Genomic DNA, 19,572 nt, shown 5'->3' on the forward strand with positions numbered 1-19,572 from the left:
GCTATCAAGCGCGGTCTTGTGCGGTCGTTTTTGTGCCCCGTACGCCGCAGGCACGCCACCGCCAGCCTTCTTCTCACACCCCCGGAGCGAGTCGTGACTGTCGCCGCCAAGTTTGAAATCGAATACCTGCAATACCTCGACGCCGAGGGCAAGCAGGTCCGTGATGACCTGCCCGAGTTCGCCAAGGACCTCGGCCACATGGTCGAGCTGTACAAGCTGATGCTGTCCACCCGCGTGTTCGACGCCAAGTCGATCGCGCTGCAGCGTACCGGCAAGCTCGGCACCTACGCCAGCTGCCTCGGCCACGAGGCAGCCCACGTCGGCATCGGCAGCGCGATGAAGCCGGAAGACGTGCTGGCGCCGAGCTACCGCGAATACGGTGCGCAGCTGTACCGCGGCGTGCAGCCGCGCGAGGTGTACATGTACTGGGGCGGCGACGAGCGCGGCAATGACTACCAGAAGGAACCGGCGCGCCACGACTTCGCCTGGAGCGTGCCGATCGCCACGCAGTGCCTGCACGCGGCCGGCAGTGCGCTGGCGTTCAAGATCCGCGGCGAGAAACGCGTGGCGGTGTGCACCATCGGCGATGGCGGCTCGTCCAAGGGCGACTTCTACGGCGCCATCAACATCGCCGGCGCGCAGAAGCTGCCGCTGGTGGCGGTGATCGTCAACAACCAGTGGGCGATCTCGGTGCCGCGCAAGATCCAGTCCGGCGCCAAGACGCTGGCGCAGAAGGGCATCGCCGCCGGCCTGTACTGCATCCAGGTGGACGGCAACGACATCATCGCCGTGCGCAAGGCAATGGAGGATGCGCTGGAGCGCGCGCGCAGCGGCCAGGGCGGCAGCGTGATCGAGGCGGTCACCTACCGCCTCGGCGACCACACCACCGCCGACGACGCGCGCCGCTACCGCGGCGAGCAGGAAGTGAAGGACGGCTGGCACAAGGAGCCGATGAAGCGCCTGCGCAACTGGCTGGTCGCCAAGGGCGTGTGGGACGACGCGAAGGAGGAAGCCTGGAAGGCCGAGTGCGACGACTGGATGGACAACGAGGTGAACGCCTACCTCGAGACCAGGACCCAGCCGGTCACGGCGATGTTCGACTACACCTTCGCCGAACTCCCTGCCGATCTCGCGAAACAGCGCGACTACGTCCTCTCGCTTGAAAACAAGGCCCACTGAGTCATGGCACAGATCACTCTCATCGAAGCAGTCACCCAGGCGCTCGCCTACGAAATGAAGCACGACGACTCGGTCGTGGTGCTGGGTGAGGACGTGGGCGTCAACGGCGGCGTGTTCCGCGCCACCCAGGGCCTGCAGGAAAAATTCGGCGAGCTGCGCGTGCTCGACACGCCGCTGGACGAGACCACCATCGCCGGCGTCACCGTCGGCCTCGCCGTGCAGGGCATGAAGCCGGTGGCCGAGGCGCAGTTCGAGGGCTTCATCTATCCGATGATGGAGCACATCGCCTGCCACGCCGCACGCATGCGCAACCGCACCCGCGGCCGCCTCACCGTGCCGGCCGTGTGGCGCGCGCCGTGGGGCGGCGGCATCCGCGCGCCGGAACATCATTCCGAGGCGAACGAACACCTGTTCACCAACATCCCCGGCCTGCGCGTGGTGCTGCCTTCCTCGCCCGCGCGTGCCTACGGCCTGCTGCTGGCGGCGATCCGCGATCCGGACCCGGTGATCTTCCTCGAACCCAAGCGCATCTACCGCCAGTACAAGGAAGAGGTGCCGGACGACGGCGAGGCGCTACCGTTGGACGTGTGCTTCGTACTGCGCGACGGCAGCGACGTGACCCTGGTGACCTGGGGCGCGCAGGTGAAGGAAACGCTGGAAGCCGCCGATGCGCTCGCCGCCGAAGGCATCAGCGCCGAGGTCATCGACGTGGCCACGCTGACCCCGTTGGACTTCGACACCATCGCCGAGTCGGTGGCCAAGACCGGCCGCTGCGTGATCGTGCACGAAGCGCCGAAGACCGCCGGCTTCGGCGCCGAGATCGCCGCGCGGGTGGCCGAGGAGTGCCTGTACGACCTGCTCGCCCCGGTCGAGCGCGTCACCGGCCCGGACACGCACATCCCGCTGTTCCGCCTGGAAATGAAATACCTGCCGAGCGTGGAGCGCGTCGTCGACGCGGCCAAGCGCACGCTGGCGGTCAGCTGACGCCCTTGCTCCTCCCCCTGCCTGCAGGGGGAGGCCGGGAGGGGGTCAAGCTCTTGATCTGAAGTCCGAAGCAAAGAGCACCCCACCCAACCCTCCCCCGCCCTGCAGGGGAGGGAGCAAACCGGAAAACTCATACCTGGAAATCTGCTCATGGCCGATATCAAGACATTCCTCCTCCCCGACCTCGGCGAAGGCCTGCCCGACGCGACCGTAGTCGAGTGGCACGTGAAGGAAGGCGACACCATCAAGCTCGACGCCCCGCTGGTGTCGATGGAAACCGCCAAAGCGGTGGTCGACGTGCCCTCGCCCTACACCGGCAAGGTGGTCAAGCTGCACGGTGCCGCCGGCGACGTGATCGAGACCGGCGCCGCGCTGGCCGAGTTCGAGCCCGACCCGAACGCAAAGCAGCGTGCCGAGGCCGAGGCCACCGGCCACCACCACGGCCCGAAAAAGGCGGAAGCTGCTCCTGCTCCTGCTCCTGCTCCTGCGCCGGCAGCCGCCAAGGCCGAGCGCGAGGACGAAGGCACCGTGGTCGGCGCGATGGTCAGCGGCAATACCGTACACGTCGAGCAGGCCGCCAGCATCGGCGGCGTGAAGGCGGTGCCCGCCGTGCGCGCGCTGGCCAGGAAGCTCAAGGTCGACCTGGCCCGCGTGCGCCCCAGCGGCGCCGACGGCGTGGTGACCATGCAGGACGTGAAGGATGCCGCCGCCAACGGCAGCGCCGCACTCGGTGCGGCACCGGCGCGTGCGGTACCCGCCTCGGCCGGCCGCCACCTTGCGCCCGAACTGCCGCAACCGGAGCCGCAGCGCGGCCCGGTCTCGCTGGCCGGCAAGCCGGTACGCACCGCGCCGCCATCGGTTACGGCCAGCGGCCAACCGGAGCAACTGAAAGGCGTGCGCCGCAACATGGCCCGCGTGATGGCCGATGCGCACGCGCAAGTCGTGCCGACCACCCTGGTCGATGACGCCGACCTGCACGCATGGATCGGCAAGCAGGACATCACCGCGCGCCTGATCCGCGCCATCGTCGCCGCCTGCAAGGCGGTGCCGGCGCTGAATGCCTGGTTCGACGGCAAGAGCCTCACCCGCACGCTGCACCCGCAGGTGGACATCGGCATCGCGGTGGACACCGACGACGGCCTGTTCGTGCCGGCCCTGCGCAACGCCGACGTGCTCGATGCGGCCGGCATCCGCGCCGCCATCAAGCGCCTGCGCGCGCAGGTGGAAGACCGCACGATCCCGGCCTCCGAGCTGTCCGGCTACACCATCAGCCTGTCCAACTTCGGCATGTTCGCCGGCCGCTACGCGACGCCGGTGGTGGTGCCGCCGACCGTCGCCATCGTCGGCGCCGGCAAGCTCAGCCACGACGTGGTGGCGGTGATCGGCGGCATCGAAGTGCACCGGCGCATGCCGATCAGCCTGACCTTCGACCACCGCGCCGCCACCGGCGGCGAAGCGGCGAGGTTCCTCAAGGCGCTGCTGGACGACCTGGCGTTGCCGAACTGATCGTATCCACGATCATGCGTTGAACGAACGGGCGCCCAGGCGCCCGTTCGCTTTTCCCGCCCTCGCAGGAGCCCGCTCGCGGGCGATGCTTTTATCGAAACTCGCAAAGGCATCGCCCGCGATGCGGGCTCCTGCAAGACGTCGATCAATAGTCGCGCACATCCAGCAGCAGGAAGCAGCGCGCGACGTAGTCGCCACCGCGCGGCCACGGCACGGCGGTCAGCGCCAGCGTGCCGGCGGTCCACGGCTCGTTGTCGAGCAATGCCTCGCAGCGCGAATCGCCCGCCGCGGCATGGCTGTGCACCAGCCGCAGCCAGTGCAGCTCGGGGCTCAGCGCCTCGTGCTTCAGCGCCGCCTCGATCGACGCCAACGCTTCGGCCGGCATGTCCGAGGGAGCCGCGCCGCGCACGCTGAACGGACCGATGAAGACGTCCCAGCGGCGCACGCCGATGTCCCACGTGGCAATCCGCATGCGGCGCTCGTCGGTGACGTACCAGCACGCCGCCAGCAGCACATGGAACGCGTTCTGCTCGAACGTGCGCAGCGCGTCGCGGCAACCGGCCTCGCCACCGCCGCTGCCGGCGAAACTCTCCTCGATGTAGCGCTCCTCGCTCAGCACCACGTCGAGGTCGAGCCGGCCGGGCTCGCCAGCCGGCCCTTCCTGCCAGCTGGCGCGCACCGCCGGGAAATCGCCATCGGTGACCAGCCAGCCGTCCTCGTCCACCTCCAGCTCGACATCGTGGCGCTCGAACAGCCGCAGCAGGTACCTCTGCAGCGCGGCGCCGTCCATCGTCAGGCCTGCACGCCGGCGACGCCGGTTGCGGGCAACTCGCGCCAGGTCAGATACACGCGCAGGTCGAACTCCCGCTGGTGGTAATCCGGCAGCATGTGCGTGCACAGCTGGTAGAACGCCTTGTTGTGCTCGCTTTCCTTCAGGTGCGCCAGCTCGTGCACCACGATCATCTGCAGGAACTCCGGCGCGGCGGCCTTGAACAGGCTGGCCACGCGGATCTCCTTCTTTGCCCTGAGTCGGCCGCCCTGCACGCGCGAGATCGCCGTGTGCAGGCCCAGCGCACGCTGCACCACATCGAGTTTGCTGTCGTACAGCACCTTGTCGATGTTCGGCGCGTTCTTCAGGTACTGCTGCCTCAGCGACGCCACGTAGGCATACAGCGCCTTGTCGCTCTGCACCTCATGGCGACCCGGATAACGCTGCGCCAGATGCTCGCCCAGGCGCTGCTGCGCGATCAGCTCGCGCACCTTGTCCTGCAAGGCGGCGGGGTAGGCCTGGAGGTACCTGAGCGGAATCATGCGGGTATTCTCGCACTGCATCGCTGCACGCGTATCGACCTGCCGACGGAGGCGTCCCATGCATCACAGCCGACTGTGCACCATCGTCATCGACTGCCGCGTCGACGAGCTCGCGCCCGTCGCCGATTTCTGGAGCCAGGCGCTGGGCAAGCCGGTCGCCAGCCTGGACCAGGACGGCGACGGCAAGTACGCGGAGCTGCAGACCGCCGCAGACGAACCGATCATCCTGCTGCAGAAGGTGGACCACGCCAGCCGCGTGCACCTGGACATCGAGACCGACGACCTCGACGCCGAGGTGGCGCGACTGGAACGCCTCGGCGCGCGCCGCATCGCGTTCGTGCGCGAACGCTGGTGGGTGCTGGAGGCGCCCAGCGGGCATCGCTTCTGCGTGGTGCGGCCGCAGCGCAAGGCGTTCGGACCGCACCTCAACCGCTGGGATTGACGCTCCATCGCCAGCACCGCGGCACGCAGCGGACGAATCAACCAAGCCACCAGCCCAGCCAGGTGGCCGCCAGCACCAGGGCCAGGCCCAGCAGCACCGGTCGCGCATAGTCGCGATCGCCGTTCGTTCGGGCGATCACCGCCTTGGACAGGCTGTTGCTGCTCAGCGCGACCAGGATCGGCAGCGCCGTGGCCGCGGGCTCGATCCTGCCCGCGGCAGCCAGCGCCGCCACCGATATCGCCGCCGCATGGGTGTCGGCAAAGCCGGCGATGCCGGTGGCGATAGCCAGCCCGCGGTCGCCCAGCCAGGCCCGCATCGCGGCGGAGACCAGCAGCACCATGGCGATCATCAAGCCCAGCCACAGCGACGCCCTGACGCTGAAAACGACGCTGCCCTGCACCGGATCGGGCGTGTTCAGGCGCAGGCCTTTCCACGTCCACAACGCGCCATACCCTGCTGCAGCCAGCCCGCCGCAGGCCAGCGGTACGGCAAGCGCGCGCAGCGTCGCCAGGTCGGTGACGGCGAGCACCGCCGCCATCTGCACGAAGGTGGCCACGGTCGACAGTACCGCTGCCGCGATCGCTGGCCGTCGCCGCGCCGGCTGCTCGCGGGCCTGCGCAGCCATCACGCCGATGGTGGCCACGCTGGACACGAAGCCGGAGAGCAGCCCGGCCAGCGGCAGGCCGACGCGGCTGCCCACCAGCCGCAGCAGCGCATGGGCGGCCGCGCCGATCGACATGATCAGGATCACGACCAGCCACAGCGCACGCGGATTGATCGCGTCGAACGGGCCGAGTGGCCGGTCCGGCACCAGCGGCAGCACCAGCAGCGTGGCCGCGGCCAGCACCAGCAGGTTGTTCAGTTCCTCGGCGGTCAGCACGCCGCGCACGAAGTGATGCATCGGCTCGCGCGCCGCCAGCAGGATCGTCACCGCCACCGCCAGAGCGGCGGCCAGCGGCGCCTGGTGGATGGCCATCGCGCCCAGCAGCAGGCACAGCAGCAGGCTGGCCTCGGTGGTCAGGCCGCGGTCGCTGTCGGTGTCGCGCGCATAGGCGATCGCCAGCAGTGCCGCCACCGCGGCCAGCGCCAGCAGCAGCACGATGACGCCGAAGCTCGCGCCGACCGCGCCCAGCAGCGCCACCACGGCGAACGTGCGGATCCCGGCGACCGCCTGGCCGTCGCCGCCCTTGCGCCGCTCGCGCTCGGCGCCGATGAGCAGGCCGATACCCAGCGCGACCACGAAACCGACCCAGGAAAAGGCGACATCCATGAAACCGCACCCGCCACACGCCACGACCGCATTCCGGCCACGGCGCGATCATGCCGGAGCATTCACGGAAAGTCGCGCCGGCGCGACCGCCGGCCTGAACGCGCGGCAGCCTGCCGTCAGATGTCGAAGCGGTAGCTCAGCTTGACCAGCAGCTGCTCGTCGTCGCGCAGCGCGAAACTGCGGTCGAAGACGTCGCTGGTGCGGCGCGCATGGCCATCCATCGCGTAGCCGCCGCGGCCGTAGACCACGTACAGGTACGACAGCGGCGCCAGTTCGTAGCGGTAGCGGATCTGCAGGCCGAGGTTGCGCACGCTGAAGTCGTCGAGCGGTTCGTCGCTGGCGACGGCGCGGCCGTTGACGCCGACGCGGTAGCCGCCGCGCAGGCGCGCATCCAGCCCGATCGCCTGCAGCTTCACGCGCAATTCCTGGCGGCTGTCGATGGCCCAGTCGAAACCGGCGTCGAGTTGCAGCGTGTGTTCATCGTAGCGACCGAACAGGTTGTCGCGCTGCCACACCAGCCAGTCCGGCAGGTGCTCGTAGTACGGGCCGGCATAGACGCTGAAGGCATCGTTGACGAAATAGGTCGGGATGAACTTGACGTCGTAGCCGAGCTGCCGGTTGCCGCCGAGCCCGCCGCTGATGACCTCCGCGTCCAGCTTGAACGCCCAGTCGCCATGGCGCGGACTGATCCGTTCGTAGACCAGGTCCAGCGACGGCGGCAGGAACAGCGCGCCGTTGCCGCGGGTGAGCAGATCGTCCCAGCCGGCACTATTGAGGTTGAGCTGCGCCACTTCGGTGGCGCCGTTGCGCAGGTTGCTGTTGCGGCTGATGCGCAGCTGGCGGCGCAGGCGCAGGCCATGATCGTTGTCCACCCCGTCGATGCGGAAACGCCACTCGTGCGAGCTGTAGGCCGAGTCGGCCGGCAGTACGGTGTTGCGCTTGCGCACTTCCCAGTGACCGTAGTTCAAGTCGTTGCGCTCCAGGTAGCCGAAGTCGTTGACCTGCAACCGGTCGCCGAAGTGCATGCCCAGCCACTGCTGGCGCCAGCCGTTGCCCATCTCCAGGTCGGCGATAAGCGTGCCGCCGCTGTCGCGCGTGTGCGTGCCCGACTGCCGGATATCGCTGCCGACCACGTTGGTGGCGATGGTCAGCTGCGGCGTGGGCCGCCAGTGGTGATCGACGCCGAGCACGCTGGCCTCGCGATCCAGCCACGGGCGATCGACCCGGGTCAGCAGCATGCCCAGGCTCTGCTCGCCGAAATCGTGGGTCACCCGCGCGGCGCCGAAGAAGCGTCCCGCCTCGCCGCCCTCGTCGGCGGCCAGCACGCCGTAGCTGGTGGTGCCGAAGCTGCCGTTGAGCTTCACCGCCGCGTCGATGTCGGCCGCGCCGTGGCCGTCGTCGGACGGCCCGCCGACTCGCCGCGTATAGACCAGCTGGCTGTTGTCGTCGAGCAGGCTGAAGTCGAAGATGCCCTGGTTCTCGGTGAAGAACGGCCGCTTGTCGCTGACGTAGGTCTCGGTAGCGCTGAAATTCACCACCAGGTCGTCGCTTTCGACCTGGCCGAAATCCGGGTTCAGCGCCGCGGTCAGCTGGAACTGGCCGCTCGGCTTCCAGAGGATGTCGGCGCCCTGCTGGAAATGGCTGCGGCCGCGCACGTTGTCGTACAGGCCGGACGCGTACGGTGTCACCGCCAGCAACGACTGGCTGTATGACGGCACCTCGATCGGGCTGAAGTCGGACAGGAAGCGCGGACGCGTGAAGCTGGCGACCGGCCACGACGCGCGCTCGCCGGTCGAGCCGGTCACGCGGTCGAGATAGACGCCGAGCGTGCGCTTGCCGTCGCGCGCCGTGTGCATCGGCGCGATGTACCAGGGAATCAGGATCTCGACCGTCCAGCCTTCGGCGTCCTCGCTCACCGCATGCCGCCAGCTGCCGTCCCAGTCCTTGTTGAACTGGTTCTCGTTGGTGAGCACGGCGTCGTTGACGCCGCCGGTCGAGCTGACCACGAAGTCATAGCCGGTACGCCCGTCGCCGTTGAAATCGACCATCACGTTGACCCGGTCGACCTGGTCCTCGAAATCGCGTTGCACGCGCTGGCGCGTGCGCGGCACGCCAGGCGGCTGCACACAGCGGAACGCCACCGCCAGGCCTTTCGGCGTAGCCAGGATCCAGGCCTCGGTGGGCAGCGAGCCCGGCTTGCCGGTGAGCGGCTGGGTCTGACGGAAATCGGTGACGTGCCGCGCATCTTTCCACTCATCGGCACCGAGGTGGCCGTCGATGTCGACGGCCAGCGCCGGTGCCGACAGCGCGGCGAAAGTCAGCAACAGCAGGCATGCCAGGCGCATGTTGAAAAATTTCCACGGAGAGGCGGCGCGGGGTTGCGCCGCAGAGGCGACGGATTCACCACGTCGGATCAGATGCGCAGTTTGCCGCTTGCGTTTAGCCGTCTCGACCGCCACAAGTCATGCAGTGACTCGTGGCAGGCAATCGCCGCGGCCGGTCAAGAGCGCCGACGGCGTCCCCACAGCGCATGCCGCAGCAGCATCGCCAGCACCAGCACCGCGGCGAACGCACCATAGCCGTACAGCGCCGGCAGCACCTGCTGCCAGATCGCGCCGCTGGCGCGACCGAAACCGTCGACCGTGGGCAATTCGACCGTGTCGAAGCCGAGCAGCGCGCACTGTGCCGCGGCGATCAACGCCAGCAGCAGCGCGGCAACATCGAAGATGCGCCGGCCGGACGTGCGCGGCAGGCTCTTCGGGTACGCCCAGTAGCCCCAGCACAGGATCAGCAGCAGGGGTGCGAGCAGCAGGATGGCGAGGTAACGCATCGATCGATCACCCGGAAAGTCTGCCGCCGCGCATCAATCCTGCGCGGCGAGTTGGTCCAGCGCTGCACGCAGCTGCGCCAGCGCTTCGTCACGAGCCGGCCCGTCGCGGTAGTCGGGCGTGCTGGCGACCTCCTCGCCATCCAGTTCCAGGCCCACGCTCAGCGGCCGGACCTGCAGCGCGACCGCCGCAGCGCCCGATGTTCCGAGCCGCTTCTGCAACGCGCCAGCCAACTTCGGCTCGGCAAACGGCTTCGACAGCAGCAGCTCCTGGCCATCGGCGGAAAACAGCCGGAAGCGGAAGCGGCCATCGGTATCGCGAAAGCTGGCGAAGCGCGGCAGTTTGCCCGGCTTCGGCGCGACCTTCGGCCCCCCGGCGCGGGCCGGCGCAGTGGTCATCGCACGCAGGCCGAGCACTTCGCGCAGCGCGGCGACCTTCGGCGTGGCGATCGCGCGCGCCTTCTGCGCGCCCTGCCGCAGGATCGCCTCGATCGCGGCCGGGTCGGCGATCAAGGCCTCATAGCGTTCGCGCATCGGCGCCACCTCGGCTTCGATGCGCTCGTACAGCGCCTGCTTCGCCTCGCCCCAGCCCAGGCCTTCGAGCAAGGCCTGGCGGAACGCCGCGGTCTCGGCCTCGCCGGCGAACGCGCGAAAGATGGTGAACAGCGCGCTGTCGTCCGGATCCTTCGGCTCGCCGGGCGCGCGCGAGTCGGTGACGATGCGCAGGATCGCCTCGCGCAGCTGCTTCGCGCCGCCGGCGAACAGCGGGATGGTATTGTCATAGCTCTTCGACATCTTGCGGCCGTCGAGCCCCGGCAGAGTGGCCACCTGCTCCTCGATCAGCGCCTCCGGCAGCACGAAGAATTCATTGCCGTGCAGATGGTTGAAGCGCTGGCCCAGGTCGCGCGCCATCTCGATGTGCTGGATCTGGTCGCGCCCCACCGGCACCTGGTGCGCGTCGAACGCCAGGATGTCGGCCGCCATCAGCACCGGGTACATGTACAGGCCGGCGCTGACGCCGGCGTCCGGGTCCTCGCCTGCCGCGATGTTCTTGTCCACCGCCGCCTTGTACGCGTGCGCGCGGTTGAGCATGCCCTTGGAGGCGATGCAAGTGAGGAACCAGGTCAGCTCGGGAATCTCCGGGATGTCCGACTGGCGGTAGAAGGTGACCCGCTGCGGGTCCAAGCCGGCGGCCAGCCAGGTGGCGGCGATCTCCAGCCGCGAGCGCTCGATGCGCGCCGCATCGTCGCTCTTGATCAGCGCGTGGTAGTCGGCGAGGAAGAAGAACGCATCCACGTCGCCGCGCCGGCTGGCCGCGACGGCCGGGCGGATCGCGCCGACGTAATTGCCCAGGTGCGGGGTACCGGTGGTGGTGATGCCGGTGAGGACTCGGGTATTCATGCTGCGTGGCGCAAGGAAAACGCCAGTCTACGACATCCGGCCAAACGGCTCGACCGGCGACCGCCGTCGCCACGGGAATCATGCGGGCCAGTCGAGGTTCTGCCGACCCCGACCGCGGCAAGGAGATCAGGCTGACGAGCGGCAAGTTCACCGTTTCCACCGGCAAGAACGGCAAAACTTGTTTCAGCCCCAACGCCGTCATCGCCTCGATGATGGCGCAGGCGCCGAACGCCAAGCCGGTCAGGGAATGAGCGATCCTCCGGCGGAGCGCGCCGGAGCCCTGTCGGACCGCTTCAGCGGATCAGCGTGGACTTGCCGAACAGCGACTCGACCAGGTCCACCGCCAGCTTCGCGGTCTGGTTGCGCTTGTCGAAGGCCGGGTTCAGCTCGACGATGTCCAGCGACGCCAGGTGCCCGGTGTCGGCGATCATTTCCATGCACAGCTGCGCCTCGCGGTAGTCCGGCCCGCCGCGCACGGTGGTGCCTACGCCCGGCGCGATGCTGGGGTCGAGGAAGTCGACGTCGAAGCTGACGTGCAGGTGGGTGTTGCCGTCGATGCCGGCCAACGCCTCTTCCATCACGCGCTTCATGCCGATCTCGTCGATGTGGCGCATGTCGTGCACCTGCATGTTCACCTCGCGCACCAGCCGCTTCTCGCCCTCATCGACCGAACGGATGCCGACGTAGCGGAACGCCTCGGGCGCGACCGCCGGCACCTCGCCGGCCAGGCCGGTGAGCGCGGCCGGGCCGTTGCCGCACAGGCAGGCCACCGGCATGCCATGGATATTGCCGCTGGGTGTGATTTGCGCCGTGTTGAAGTCGGTGTGCGCATCCAGCCACAGCACGCGCAACCGCCTGCCGGTGTCACGGCAGTGGCTGGCCACCGCCGAGATCGAGCCGATCGCCAGACAGTGATCACCGCCGAGCATGATCGGCAGGCGGCCGGCCTGCAGCTCCTGATGGACCGCCGCATAGACGGCCGTATTCCAGGCCACCACCTCGTCCAGGTGGCGGTAGCCCTGCTCGGGCGGCAGCCATGGGTTGAGCGGCCCCTGCAGGTTGCCGCGGTCGATCACGCGCAGCCCGCGGCGCTCCAGTTTCGCAGCCAGGCCGGCCACCCGCAGCGCCTCCGGGCCCATCGAGGCACCACGATGGCCGGCACCGATATCGGTCGGCACGCCGATCAATGAAACGGTCTGTTTGTCCATAATCCGTATCTGTCAGGAACGCGTGGCGGCGATTGCCTGCCCGGCCCGTAGCCCGTCGCTGCGGCGAGCCGACGGCGGCTGCGCACTGCCGCGAATCACCCGGAGTTTACCGGAACGCCCCGCCCACGCCGAGGCGCGCACCGCGGGAGCGGCGCGGCGCGGCGCGAATTGTCTCCGCCTCACATGCAAGCGCATGCGGCACCGGCGCGACAGGCCGCCGCGACTCGCATCGCCGCGGTCGCGCCAGCCACACGCGGGAGAAACCGGTTCTTAAGGCGTGTCGGCCCCGGTCAGCCGACTTCGCGCCAACTCGTCCTCCCGGCGCGAATGCGCGCCCGGCAGCCACGACACCAGTTCGGTGCCACGGACGATTTCGCCGGATTTCGCGCCTTGCGCAGATTTTCTGTAAAGCATCCCTGCAAACAGCAACACTCCACGCCAGAAGGCGGAATGCGCGAGCAACGTTTGCATGTAGATCACCCCGAGCTGCCCCCGTGCAGCCACGATGTCGATCCTAGCAAGCTTTCACGCCACGTGCACATATTGCCGATGATCCGGCGCGGCCTGCTTGCCGGTGAACTGGCCAGGGCAACTCCCCGGCGGAAACCTCAGGCCGCGACGCAGCGCGACGGAGCCGTTCCGGCGTGCTGCACGAGGGTGATGGTGAACTCCGCGCAGGTCATCTGGACGCTGCAGGCGCGCCCCGAGCTGTCATGCTCTTCGCGCGCCAGCCCGCGGGCCAGGCGGATCGCGTGCGCAAAGCGCAGCCCGTCATACAGCACCGCCTCTCCGCTGCAGATGCACCACAGACCGTGCCTGCTTTCCCTGATCATCAAGACAACGCGCATGCTCGTGCTCCCGGACAAGGACAACGCCTGGGACATCCATCGCGCCTCCCCTAGGACGGATGACTGCGTACCCGGCGTTCGCCAAGTGTGCCGAGCGACCATGGGCTCGTATGTCGGTGCCTGCCTACAACAGTTGTGCGCCGCCACCGCCACGCCGGGGCGTCGCAAGCGGCCGTGCCGAGCCGTCAGTGCATCCGCAGGCTCTGCTGCTCCGGATGCGGCACGTGACCGTAGCTGGCGAGGATGACCGGCTCCGAGTACTCGCCGCGATCGACGTCCGCCGCCTGGGCGTAGATCAGTACGCCATCGAGCCGGTCGGCCAGCAGTTGGCCGCGCGTCAGCGCCAATTGTTCCCAGCCGTGCAGGATCGGCTTCTCGGCGACCATGTCGCCGTCTTTCTCACGAAAGCCCTGCACCACGTACAGCATGCCCATCGGACGAATCCTCCGCCCCCCGCGGATGCCAGCCTGCGGAGGCGGGAGTCGAGGAATCGCGATGGTCGCGTTAAGAGTCTGCGGATTTGTTCAGCGGCAAACGCGGCCGGACAGCAGCTTCCCGGTGCCCGCACCCGACCACGCGTCCGGCGCCATGGCCTGCGAATGGCCGGTTCCCGCAGTTTCCTGGTGCCGGCAGCAGGAATCGAACCCGCGACCTACTGATTACAAATCAGTTGCTCTACCAACTGAGCTATGCCGGCGAAGGCGAGGGATTCTAGCAGGCCGCCTCGTGACGCGTGTTCAGAAGCAACCAGTGCCGTGCGAACCGATGCCCGCGGCACGCACGCGGCTGCGCCAGTCGAAGCTGCCGCCGTCGGCGACCATCAGGTCCAGCCAGTACTCGGGCACGCTCTCGCTGCGCTCGGTCATGCGGGCAGGGAAGCCCGCCGCGACGACCTCGTCGCGGCGCTTGCGCGCATTCGCCGGATCCTTGAACAGGCCCAGCGAAATGGTATTGGGCTGGTCGCCGGAGCTGACCACGAAGTAGTCGTCGATGCCGCGCGCCGCCAGCTGGCGCGCCACCGCCAGCGCCTGCGTGCGACTGCCGGCGGCCGGCAGGTAGACCCACCAGCCGCTGGTCTGGCTGGCCTGCTCCTGGCGCGAGCGCATCCGCGTGGCCTGGGCAGACAGCGCCTGGCGCGCGTTGCGCAGGTCCTGCGGTGTGGCGAACGGACCGAGCGCAAGGCAGCTGTAGCTGAGGTTGCGCGGCGGCGTCACCGCTGCAGGCGCGGGCACGGTCGCCGCCGGGCCGGGGGCCGGCAATTCCGACAGCAGGCGCAGCTCCGCCACGCCGGGATCGCTGGGCGTGCCGCCGCGGGCATACGGCTGGCCCAGCAGCAGCCAGGCGCCTACCGCGATATTCAGCGCGGTCAACAGCACGAACAGCAGACGCAGAAACATCGAACCCCCATCAAGCGGCGGCAGCGGCCGTCATTCTAACGGGCGGCACCGGCGTCACTGCGCATCGGCCCACACGGCGAGGCCGCGCAGCACGCCGTCCTGGCCCAGCCGCGCCGGCAGCGACAGCAGCGGCAACAGCGAGACGGCGTCACCGCCGCCGAGGATCAATTGCGGCGTCGCGCCGAGCGGCGCCGCCGCATGCGTGGCGAAGCGCTCGACCAGCGCGGCGGCTGCATGCCAGCAGCCGGAAGCCACCGCGTCGGCTGTGTTGTCGGCCAGCTCCACGATCGCGCCGGGCCGCTCCGGCCGCACCCGCACCGTGGCGCCCAGCAGCGACTGCTGCATCAGCTGCGGGCCCGGCGCGATCAGGCCGCCCAGGTGCCGGCCATCGGCCGCCAGGGCATCCAGCGTGAGCGCGGTGCCGACGCCGGCGAGCACGCATGGCGCGTGACCGTCGGCACGTGCCGCCACCATTGCCAAGAACCGGTCCACGCCGAGTCGCTGCGGTTCGGCATACGCGTTGCGCACGCCGCAGGCATGCGCCGGCGTGCGCAGCCAGGTCGGCGCTTGAGCGAACAGGCGCTGTGCCACGGCCGCCACCTGTGCCTCGCGCGCGGGGTCGACGACCGACGCCGCGATCACCTGCGCCGGTTGCGGCAAACCCGCCCAGGCCGATGCCAGCGCGGTCGCCGCATCCTGCCGCCAGTCCACCGCGCCGCGCGCCAGCCAACCGGCCGGCTGCGCCTGCAGCGCCCATTTCAGCCGCGTGTTGCCGAGGTCGAGCAAGAGCCTGCTCATGCGCGGCGCACCGTGACGTCCGCGCTGTCGACCCGGCGCACGCTGCCGTCGGCCATGCGCACCTGCAGCGCGCCGTGCGCATCCACCCCGGCACCGACGCCGTCGAACACGCCCAGCGCCCCGTTCAGCTGCAGCGGTCGGCCGCGCAGCAGGTCGTGGCGCGCGTAGTCGGCGCTGAACGCGGCGAAGCCGGCGCGCTCGAACTGCTGCAAACCCTCGACCAGCGCCGCGATCAGCGCCGCCGCCGCGCGGTTGCGGTCCGGCGGCACGCCACCGGTCAGACCGGCCAGGTCGCAGGCCGGCTGGCCGGCCTGCTTGCGCAGCGCCGGGGTCAGTCGCAGGTTGAGGCCGATGCCGATGATCGCCGCGCACGGCCCCTGGTATTCGCCGCTCAGCTCGACCAGGATGCCGCCCAGCTTGCCGTCGGCTCGGCCGTCACCGATGGCGAGCACGTCGTTCGGCCACTTCAGCGCGGCTCCGGCGATGCCCAGGCTCTCCAGCGCGCGCAGCACGATCACGCCGACCGCCAGCGACAGTCCGCTCAGCGCGGCGAACCCCGACTCGAAACGCTTGAGGCAGGACAGGTACAGGTTGAGCCCCGGCGGCGACAGCCACGCGCGGCCGCGCCGGCCGCGGCCGGCGTGCTGGGTCTCGGCCAGCACGATGCTGAAGTCCTTCGCGGCCGAGCCGCGGCGCTGCAGTTCGCTGGAAGTGGAATCGAGTTCCCAATGCACCTCCAGCGCCCCCAGCGAGCGCGCCAGCGCCGCCGGCAGGGCGGCACGGATCTGCTTGGCATCCAGCATCTGCAGCGGCCACGGCAGGCGGTAGCCGGCCGCGCCGCGCGCTTCGACCGGCACGCCGCGGGCGCGCAGCGCCTCGATCTGCTTCCAGATCGCCGCACGGGTCACCCCGGTCCGCGCGGCAAGACCGGCGCCGGACAGCGGTTCGCCTTCGGCCAGCAGGGCCAGCAATTGCGCCAGCTCCATCAGCAGACTCCGGAGGCGCCGGCGGGCCGGCGGCGGCAAAGCGGGAAATGGCGAGGCAGATCGGGCATCGGCGGATTCTAGCCCGGCCGGCCAGCCCCGCGGCCGCCCGTCGCGGCACGGCAGCACTGGTACGGCGCCGGTGTTTCTGCGACGATCAAGGTCTTCGCTTGCGGGTCAGGGAGTTCGATTGCCATGCGTGTCACCCATTGGCTTATCGGTTGCGCCTTGTGCCTTGCCGGAGTCGGCGGTGCCGCGGCGGCAAGCCTCGACGCCACCCAGGACCTGGACAGCTCCTCGCATGCCGCCCTCGATGGCGCCGGTTCCCGTGACGGCAACAGCAACAGCGGCGGTGACGCGCTGGGGCTGAACCGCGACTGCCCAGCGGCCGACAGCAGCGACGGTTCCGGCAGCAGTTCCGGTAATGGCAGCAGTCGCTCCGGCGGCGCTTCCTCCGCTCCGGCGCCGTCCCGCCGGCCGCATCTGGGCTGGCAATCGCTGCTGCCTGGTTCGATCCAGTAAGCGCTCGGCGTCATGCCGGGTCCATGGTGGCAATCGCTGCGGGCGCGTTTCGAACCGGCGCCGATCGCCGACCCGCTGTGGCGACGCGCGCTGGCCGGTTGTCCGCTGGCGCGCCGGCTCGACCCCGAGCGACAACAGCAGCTGCGTCGGCTGTCCGCCCTGTTCCTGGCCCGCAAGCGCTTCCATGCGTTGGCCGGTGCCGTGCTGGACGACTACTGGCGTCTGCTGATCGCCATGCAGGCCTGCCTGCCGGCGCTGCGGCAAGGAGCGGCCAGCCTGCGCGGCTGGCGCGAGGTGCTGATCTACCCGGGCGAGTTCAAGGTGCGCCGCAGCCACCACGACGACCGCACCGGGGTGGTCACCGAGGGCGATGAGATCCGCATCGGCGAGGCATGGGAACGCGGCCCGCTGGTGCTGTCCCTGGCCGACGTGCAACTGGACCTGGAACAGCCGTGGGACGGCTACAACGTGGTCGTGCACGAAATGGCGCACAAGCTGGACATGCTCGACGGCCCGCCCGACGGCGTGCCGCCGCTGGTGGACATTCCGCGGCGGCGCTGGATCCAGCAGTTCCAGCAGGCCTACGACCGCCTGGTCGCGATGCCGCCGGACAGCTGCGACAGCCCGATCGACCCTTACGCCACCGAAAGCGCCGCCGAGTACTTCGCCGTGGTCAGCGAGCTGCACTACTCGCAGCCGGCGCTTCTGCGCGAGGCCGAGCCGGCGATCGCCGAGCTGCTGGAGGCCTATTACGGCCACTCGCCCGCCGAAGGCCGCGAACCGGTCGGCTTCTGCCGCGCGCGCTGAGCCTTCGCTCAGCTCGCCGCCAGCCTCACGCTGAAGCGCGCGCCGCCGAATTCCGGCGAGCGGTCCACCACCAGTTCGCCCTGATAGGCATGCACGATGTCCTGCACGATCGACAGGCCGATGCCGTGCCCCTGCACCCGCTCGTCGCCGCGCACGCCACGCTGCAGCACCTTCTCGATCTTGTCCTCGGCGATGCCCGGGCCGTCGTCTTCCACGCTCAGCCACAGGCCGGGACGCTGGCGGCCGGCCTGCGGCTGCATCTTCACCACCAGCAGCACGCGGTGGCCGGCCCACTTGAACGCGTTCTCCAGCAGGTTGCCCATCAGCTCCAGCAGGTCGCCCTGCTCGCCGTAGAACACCGCGCCGTCCTCGATGTCGAACTCGCACAGCACGTTCTTGTCCGCGTAGACCTTCTCCAGGCCCTGCACGATGTCCTCGGCATGGCCGGCGATCGGCACGGCGCTGGCGAAGGTCTGCCGGCCGGAGGTGGCCGCGCGCGACAGCTGGTAGGCGACCAGTTCGTTCATCCGCCGCACTTGGTCGAGCACGCTGGCGCGGCGCGCGGCCTCGTCGCCCGCCGTCGGCGATTCCAGCTGCGAGCGGATCACCGCCAACGGCGTCTTCAGGCTGTGCGCCAGGTCGGCCAGGGTATGCCGGTAGCGCGTGCGCTGTTCGCGCTCGTTGGTGATGAACGCGTTGATGCGCTCGGTCAGCCCGGTCAGCTCCAGCGGATACTGGCTGTCCAGCTGTTCGCTGTCGCCGCGCTCGACCCGGCTCATGTCGCTGGCCACCTTGCGCAGCGGGGTGAGGCTCCAGCGCAGCAGCAGCAGCTGCAGCACGATCAGCATCACGCCGAGGATCGACAGCCAGATCACCAGGGTATGGCGGAACACCGCATTCTCGCCTTCGAGCTGATCCTCGGTCTGCGCCACCATCACGGTGAGCCGCACCGATTTCTTCTCCACCGTGTCCAGCGCCACACCGTAGCTGTAGTAGTACAGGCGGCCCATGCGGGTGTCGATCGGTCCGACGAACTGGCTCTGACCCGGTTCCAGCGGCTTCAGGAAGGAGAAGTCGCGGCCGATCGCCGACGACGATTCCCAATGGTAGCCGTGGTCGCCCAGCGCCACCGCGTACAGGCCGGAACCCGGCCGCGAGAAGTTCGGGTTCGGCGACGTCTCCGGCGGCAGCAGCCTGCCGTACCGGTTGACGTCGGTACTGGTGATGTAGGCGATCGCGAAATTCTCGAGCCGATCATGCAGCGTGCGCAGCGCGCGGGCCTTGTTGGTCTGGGTCAGGGTCAGCCCGACCAGGCCGAGGAAGCCGGCCAGCACGAGTGTGGTGGCGATCGCCGCGCGCGCCGCCAGCGACAGCGGACGGCGCGTCGGCGTCACCTCACTCGTCGTCGCCGTCGGTGCGCGGGATGGCAAAGCGGTATCCGCGTCCACGTACCGTCTCGATGGGCTTCAGGCTGCCTTCCGGATCGAGCTTGCGCCGCAGGCGGCCGATGAACACTTCCAGCACGTTGGAGTCGCGGTCGAAATCCTGCTGGTAGATGTGCTCGGTGAGGTCGGCCTTGGAGACCAGCTCGCCGGCGTGCAGCATCAGGTATTCCAGCACCTTGTACTCGTAACTGGTGAGGTCGACCGGCTTGCCTTCCACCGTCACCGTCTGTGCGGTGGTGTCCAGCTTGATCACGCCGCAGGCCAGGATCGGTTTCGACCAGCCGCTGGCGCGACGCACCAGCGCGTTGATGCGCGCCAGCAGTTCCTCGACGTGGAACGGCTTGACCAGGTAGTCGTCGGCGCCGTGCTTGAGTCCCTCGACCTTGTCCTGCCAGCTGCCGCGCGCGGTGAGGATCAGGATCGGGTAGCGCTGGCCGGCCTCGCGCAGTGCCTTGACCAGGTCCATGCCGGACATCTTCGGCAGCCCCAGGTCGATGATCGCCAGGTCGAACGGCACTTCGCGGCCGAGGTAGATGCCTTCCTCGCCGTCCTGCGCCGCATCGACGGCGAAGCCGTCCCGTTTCAGGCGTGCGGCCAGCGTCTCGCGCAGCGGCGCTTCGTCCTCCACCAACAGGATGCGCATA

At 69.3% G+C, this 19,572-nt stretch carries 22 protein-coding genes and 1 tRNA gene; 7 read left to right on the forward strand and 16 right to left on the reverse strand.

The genetic code is table 11. The annotated features are described in order from the left end of the window. Positions 1 to 93 precede the first annotated feature (93 nt). The 3 genes from pdhA to R5H19_RS14585 all read left to right on the forward strand — a co-directional run bounded on the left by pdhA (position 94) and on the right by R5H19_RS14585 (position 3,669). The gene (gene pdhA / locus R5H19_RS14575; protein WP_318159758.1) at positions 94 to 1,179 is read left to right on the forward strand and encodes a pyruvate dehydrogenase (acetyl-transferring) E1 component subunit alpha; all 1,086 of its coding nucleotides are present in this window, start codon (positions 94 to 96) and stop codon (positions 1,177 to 1,179) included. A gap of 3 nt (positions 1,180 to 1,182) precedes the next feature. Continuing rightward, positions 1,183 to 2,163, forward strand: a complete 981-nt coding sequence (locus tag R5H19_RS14580) for an alpha-ketoacid dehydrogenase subunit beta (RefSeq protein WP_318159759.1) — start codon at positions 1,183 to 1,185, stop codon at positions 2,161 to 2,163. A 150-nt stretch (positions 2,164 to 2,313) separates the two neighbouring features. Beyond that, a complete protein-coding gene (locus R5H19_RS14585; RefSeq protein ID WP_318159760.1) occupies positions 2,314 to 3,669 on the forward strand; it encodes a dihydrolipoamide acetyltransferase family protein in 1,356 nt (451 codons plus the stop codon). Positions 3,670 to 3,814: 145 nt separating this feature from the next. Here R5H19_RS14585 and R5H19_RS14590 read toward each other — a convergent pair whose 3' ends face one another. Next, positions 3,815 to 4,459: a DUF6348 family protein gene (locus R5H19_RS14590; protein WP_318159761.1), complete on the reverse strand. Its 645-nt coding sequence runs from the start codon at positions 4,457 to 4,459 to the stop codon at positions 3,815 to 3,817. Between the two features lie 2 nt (positions 4,460 to 4,461). After that, entirely contained in the window at positions 4,462 to 4,980 is a 519-nt protein-coding gene (locus R5H19_RS14595; protein ID WP_318159762.1) for a M48 family metallopeptidase, read from the reverse strand. A 58-nt stretch (positions 4,981 to 5,038) separates the two neighbouring features. Between R5H19_RS14595 and R5H19_RS14600 the strand changes: the two genes are divergently transcribed. Continuing rightward, entirely contained in the window at positions 5,039 to 5,422 is a 384-nt protein-coding gene (locus tag R5H19_RS14600) for a VOC family protein (RefSeq protein ID WP_318159763.1), read from the forward strand. Positions 5,423 to 5,459: 37 nt separating this feature from the next. On the opposite strand, the gene R5H19_RS14605 is transcribed toward R5H19_RS14600, so the two are convergent. The 4 genes from R5H19_RS14605 to R5H19_RS14620 form a co-directional block, all read right to left on the reverse strand. Next, complete coding sequence (locus R5H19_RS14605; RefSeq protein ID WP_318159764.1) at positions 5,460 to 6,692, reverse strand: MgtC/SapB family protein; 1,233 nt, start codon at positions 6,690 to 6,692, stop codon at positions 5,460 to 5,462. Between the two features lie 116 nt (positions 6,693 to 6,808). Continuing rightward, positions 6,809 to 9,037, reverse strand: a complete 2,229-nt coding sequence (locus R5H19_RS14610) for a DUF5916 domain-containing protein (protein WP_318159765.1) — start codon at positions 9,035 to 9,037, stop codon at positions 6,809 to 6,811. Positions 9,038 to 9,192: 155 nt separating this feature from the next. Further along, positions 9,193 to 9,522 (reverse strand): hypothetical protein, encoded by a 330-nt coding sequence (locus R5H19_RS14615; protein WP_318159766.1) that lies wholly within the window; start codon positions 9,520 to 9,522, stop codon positions 9,193 to 9,195. A gap of 33 nt (positions 9,523 to 9,555) precedes the next feature. After that, the gene (locus tag R5H19_RS14620; RefSeq protein ID WP_318159767.1) at positions 9,556 to 10,920 is read right to left on the reverse strand and encodes a tryptophan--tRNA ligase; all 1,365 of its coding nucleotides are present in this window, start codon (positions 10,918 to 10,920) and stop codon (positions 9,556 to 9,558) included. A gap of 5 nt (positions 10,921 to 10,925) precedes the next feature. Between R5H19_RS14620 and R5H19_RS14625 the strand changes: the two genes are divergently transcribed. Then, a complete protein-coding gene (locus tag R5H19_RS14625) occupies positions 10,926 to 11,171 on the forward strand; it encodes a hypothetical protein (protein WP_318159768.1) in 246 nt (81 codons plus the stop codon). A gap of 42 nt (positions 11,172 to 11,213) precedes the next feature. On the opposite strand, the gene rocF is transcribed toward R5H19_RS14625, so the two are convergent. From rocF to R5H19_RS14665, 8 genes are all read right to left on the reverse strand, one after another. Beyond that, entirely contained in the window at positions 11,214 to 12,128 is a 915-nt protein-coding gene (gene rocF / locus R5H19_RS14630) for an arginase (protein ID WP_318159769.1), read from the reverse strand. 270 nt (positions 12,129 to 12,398) lie between these two features. After that, the gene (locus R5H19_RS14635) at positions 12,399 to 12,599 is read right to left on the reverse strand and encodes a hypothetical protein (protein ID WP_318159770.1); all 201 of its coding nucleotides are present in this window, start codon (positions 12,597 to 12,599) and stop codon (positions 12,399 to 12,401) included. Positions 12,600 to 12,736: 137 nt separating this feature from the next. Next, positions 12,737 to 12,976 carry a hypothetical protein gene (locus R5H19_RS14640; RefSeq protein WP_318159771.1) on the reverse strand — a complete coding sequence of 80 codons (240 nt, stop codon included), beginning with the start codon at positions 12,974 to 12,976 and terminating at the stop codon, positions 12,737 to 12,739. 185 nt (positions 12,977 to 13,161) lie between these two features. Next, the gene (locus R5H19_RS14645) at positions 13,162 to 13,410 is read right to left on the reverse strand and encodes a hypothetical protein (RefSeq protein ID WP_318159772.1); all 249 of its coding nucleotides are present in this window, start codon (positions 13,408 to 13,410) and stop codon (positions 13,162 to 13,164) included. A gap of 187 nt (positions 13,411 to 13,597) precedes the next feature. Then, positions 13,598 to 13,673, reverse strand: a tRNA-Thr gene (locus R5H19_RS14650). 40 nt (positions 13,674 to 13,713) lie between these two features. Beyond that, complete coding sequence (locus R5H19_RS14655; protein ID WP_318159773.1) at positions 13,714 to 14,373, reverse strand: SPOR domain-containing protein; 660 nt, start codon at positions 14,371 to 14,373, stop codon at positions 13,714 to 13,716. A 54-nt stretch (positions 14,374 to 14,427) separates the two neighbouring features. Continuing rightward, complete coding sequence (locus R5H19_RS14660) at positions 14,428 to 15,171, reverse strand: type III pantothenate kinase (RefSeq protein ID WP_318159774.1); 744 nt, start codon at positions 15,169 to 15,171, stop codon at positions 14,428 to 14,430. Next, complete coding sequence (locus R5H19_RS14665; RefSeq protein WP_318159775.1) at positions 15,168 to 16,157, reverse strand: biotin--[acetyl-CoA-carboxylase] ligase; 990 nt, start codon at positions 16,155 to 16,157, stop codon at positions 15,168 to 15,170. The genes R5H19_RS14660 and R5H19_RS14665 overlap by 4 nt, the downstream gene beginning before the upstream one ends. Positions 16,158 to 16,349: 192 nt before the next feature. Here R5H19_RS14665 and R5H19_RS14670 point away from each other — a divergent pair, with 192 nt between their 5' ends. Then, the gene (locus R5H19_RS14670) at positions 16,350 to 16,676 is read left to right on the forward strand and encodes a hypothetical protein (RefSeq protein WP_318159777.1); all 327 of its coding nucleotides are present in this window, start codon (positions 16,350 to 16,352) and stop codon (positions 16,674 to 16,676) included. A 12-nt stretch (positions 16,677 to 16,688) separates the two neighbouring features. After that, positions 16,689 to 17,483 carry a zinc-dependent peptidase gene (locus R5H19_RS14675; RefSeq protein WP_318159778.1) on the forward strand — a complete coding sequence of 265 codons (795 nt, stop codon included), beginning with the start codon at positions 16,689 to 16,691 and terminating at the stop codon, positions 17,481 to 17,483. 8 nt (positions 17,484 to 17,491) lie between these two features. Here the strand turns inward: R5H19_RS14675 and R5H19_RS14680 are convergent, their stop codons facing one another. Together R5H19_RS14680 and R5H19_RS14685 are read right to left on the reverse strand one after the other, a co-directional pair. After that, positions 17,492 to 18,913, reverse strand: coding sequence for an ATP-binding protein (locus tag R5H19_RS14680; protein ID WP_318159779.1), 1,422 nt, complete (start codon positions 18,911 to 18,913; stop codon positions 17,492 to 17,494). Then, positions 18,879 to 19,571: a response regulator transcription factor gene (locus R5H19_RS14685; RefSeq protein ID WP_318159780.1), complete on the reverse strand. Its 693-nt coding sequence runs from the start codon at positions 19,569 to 19,571 to the stop codon at positions 18,879 to 18,881. Before R5H19_RS14685 ends, R5H19_RS14680 begins: the two co-directional genes overlap by 35 nt. Position 19,572: the final 1 nt, after the last annotated feature.

The sequence above is a fragment of the Rhodanobacter sp. KK11 genome, assembly GCF_033345435.1.
In the GTDB taxonomy this organism is placed as follows: Bacteria; Pseudomonadota; Gammaproteobacteria; order Xanthomonadales; family Rhodanobacteraceae; genus Rhodanobacter.

What these genes read in the sequence shown, in the direction of transcription:
- rocF (WP_318159769.1), bottom strand. Translation starts at nt 12,128, where the DNA reads ATGGACAAACAGACCGTTTCATTGATCGGCGTGCCGACCGATATCGGT.
- R5H19_RS14645 (WP_318159772.1), bottom strand. Translation starts at nt 13,410, where the DNA reads ATGGGCATGCTGTACGTGGTGCAGGGCTTTCGTGAGAAAGACGGCGAC.
- R5H19_RS14670 (WP_318159777.1), top strand. Translation starts at nt 16,350, where the DNA reads ATGCGTGTCACCCATTGGCTTATCGGTTGCGCCTTGTGCCTTGCCGGA.
- R5H19_RS14620 (WP_318159767.1), bottom strand. Translation starts at nt 10,920, where the DNA reads ATGAATACCCGAGTCCTCACCGGCATCACCACCACCGGTACCCCGCAC.
- R5H19_RS14665 (WP_318159775.1), bottom strand. Translation starts at nt 16,157, where the DNA reads ATGGAGCTGGCGCAATTGCTGGCCCTGCTGGCCGAAGGCGAACCGCTG.
- R5H19_RS14655 (WP_318159773.1), bottom strand. Translation starts at nt 14,373, where the DNA reads ATGTTTCTGCGTCTGCTGTTCGTGCTGTTGACCGCGCTGAATATCGCG.
- R5H19_RS14640 (WP_318159771.1), bottom strand. Translation starts at nt 12,976, where the DNA reads ATGCGCGTTGTCTTGATGATCAGGGAAAGCAGGCACGGTCTGTGGTGC.
- R5H19_RS14675 (WP_318159778.1), top strand. Translation starts at nt 16,689, where the DNA reads ATGCCGGGTCCATGGTGGCAATCGCTGCGGGCGCGTTTCGAACCGGCG.
- R5H19_RS14595 (WP_318159762.1), bottom strand. Translation starts at nt 4,980, where the DNA reads ATGATTCCGCTCAGGTACCTCCAGGCCTACCCCGCCGCCTTGCAGGAC.
- R5H19_RS14580 (WP_318159759.1), top strand. Translation starts at nt 1,183, where the DNA reads ATGGCACAGATCACTCTCATCGAAGCAGTCACCCAGGCGCTCGCCTAC.
- R5H19_RS14610 (WP_318159765.1), bottom strand. Translation starts at nt 9,037, where the DNA reads ATGCGCCTGGCATGCCTGCTGTTGCTGACTTTCGCCGCGCTGTCGGCA.
- R5H19_RS14685 (WP_318159780.1), bottom strand. Translation starts at nt 19,571, where the DNA reads ATGCGCATCCTGTTGGTGGAGGACGAAGCGCCGCTGCGCGAGACGCTG.
- R5H19_RS14600 (WP_318159763.1), top strand. Translation starts at nt 5,039, where the DNA reads ATGCATCACAGCCGACTGTGCACCATCGTCATCGACTGCCGCGTCGAC.
- R5H19_RS14590 (WP_318159761.1), bottom strand. Translation starts at nt 4,459, where the DNA reads ATGGACGGCGCCGCGCTGCAGAGGTACCTGCTGCGGCTGTTCGAGCGC.
- R5H19_RS14585 (WP_318159760.1), top strand. Translation starts at nt 2,314, where the DNA reads ATGGCCGATATCAAGACATTCCTCCTCCCCGACCTCGGCGAAGGCCTG.
- R5H19_RS14660 (WP_318159774.1), bottom strand. Translation starts at nt 15,171, where the DNA reads ATGAGCAGGCTCTTGCTCGACCTCGGCAACACGCGGCTGAAATGGGCG.
- R5H19_RS14605 (WP_318159764.1), bottom strand. Translation starts at nt 6,692, where the DNA reads ATGGATGTCGCCTTTTCCTGGGTCGGTTTCGTGGTCGCGCTGGGTATC.
- R5H19_RS14615 (WP_318159766.1), bottom strand. Translation starts at nt 9,522, where the DNA reads ATGCGTTACCTCGCCATCCTGCTGCTCGCACCCCTGCTGCTGATCCTG.
- R5H19_RS14635 (WP_318159770.1), bottom strand. Translation starts at nt 12,599, where the DNA reads ATGCAAACGTTGCTCGCGCATTCCGCCTTCTGGCGTGGAGTGTTGCTG.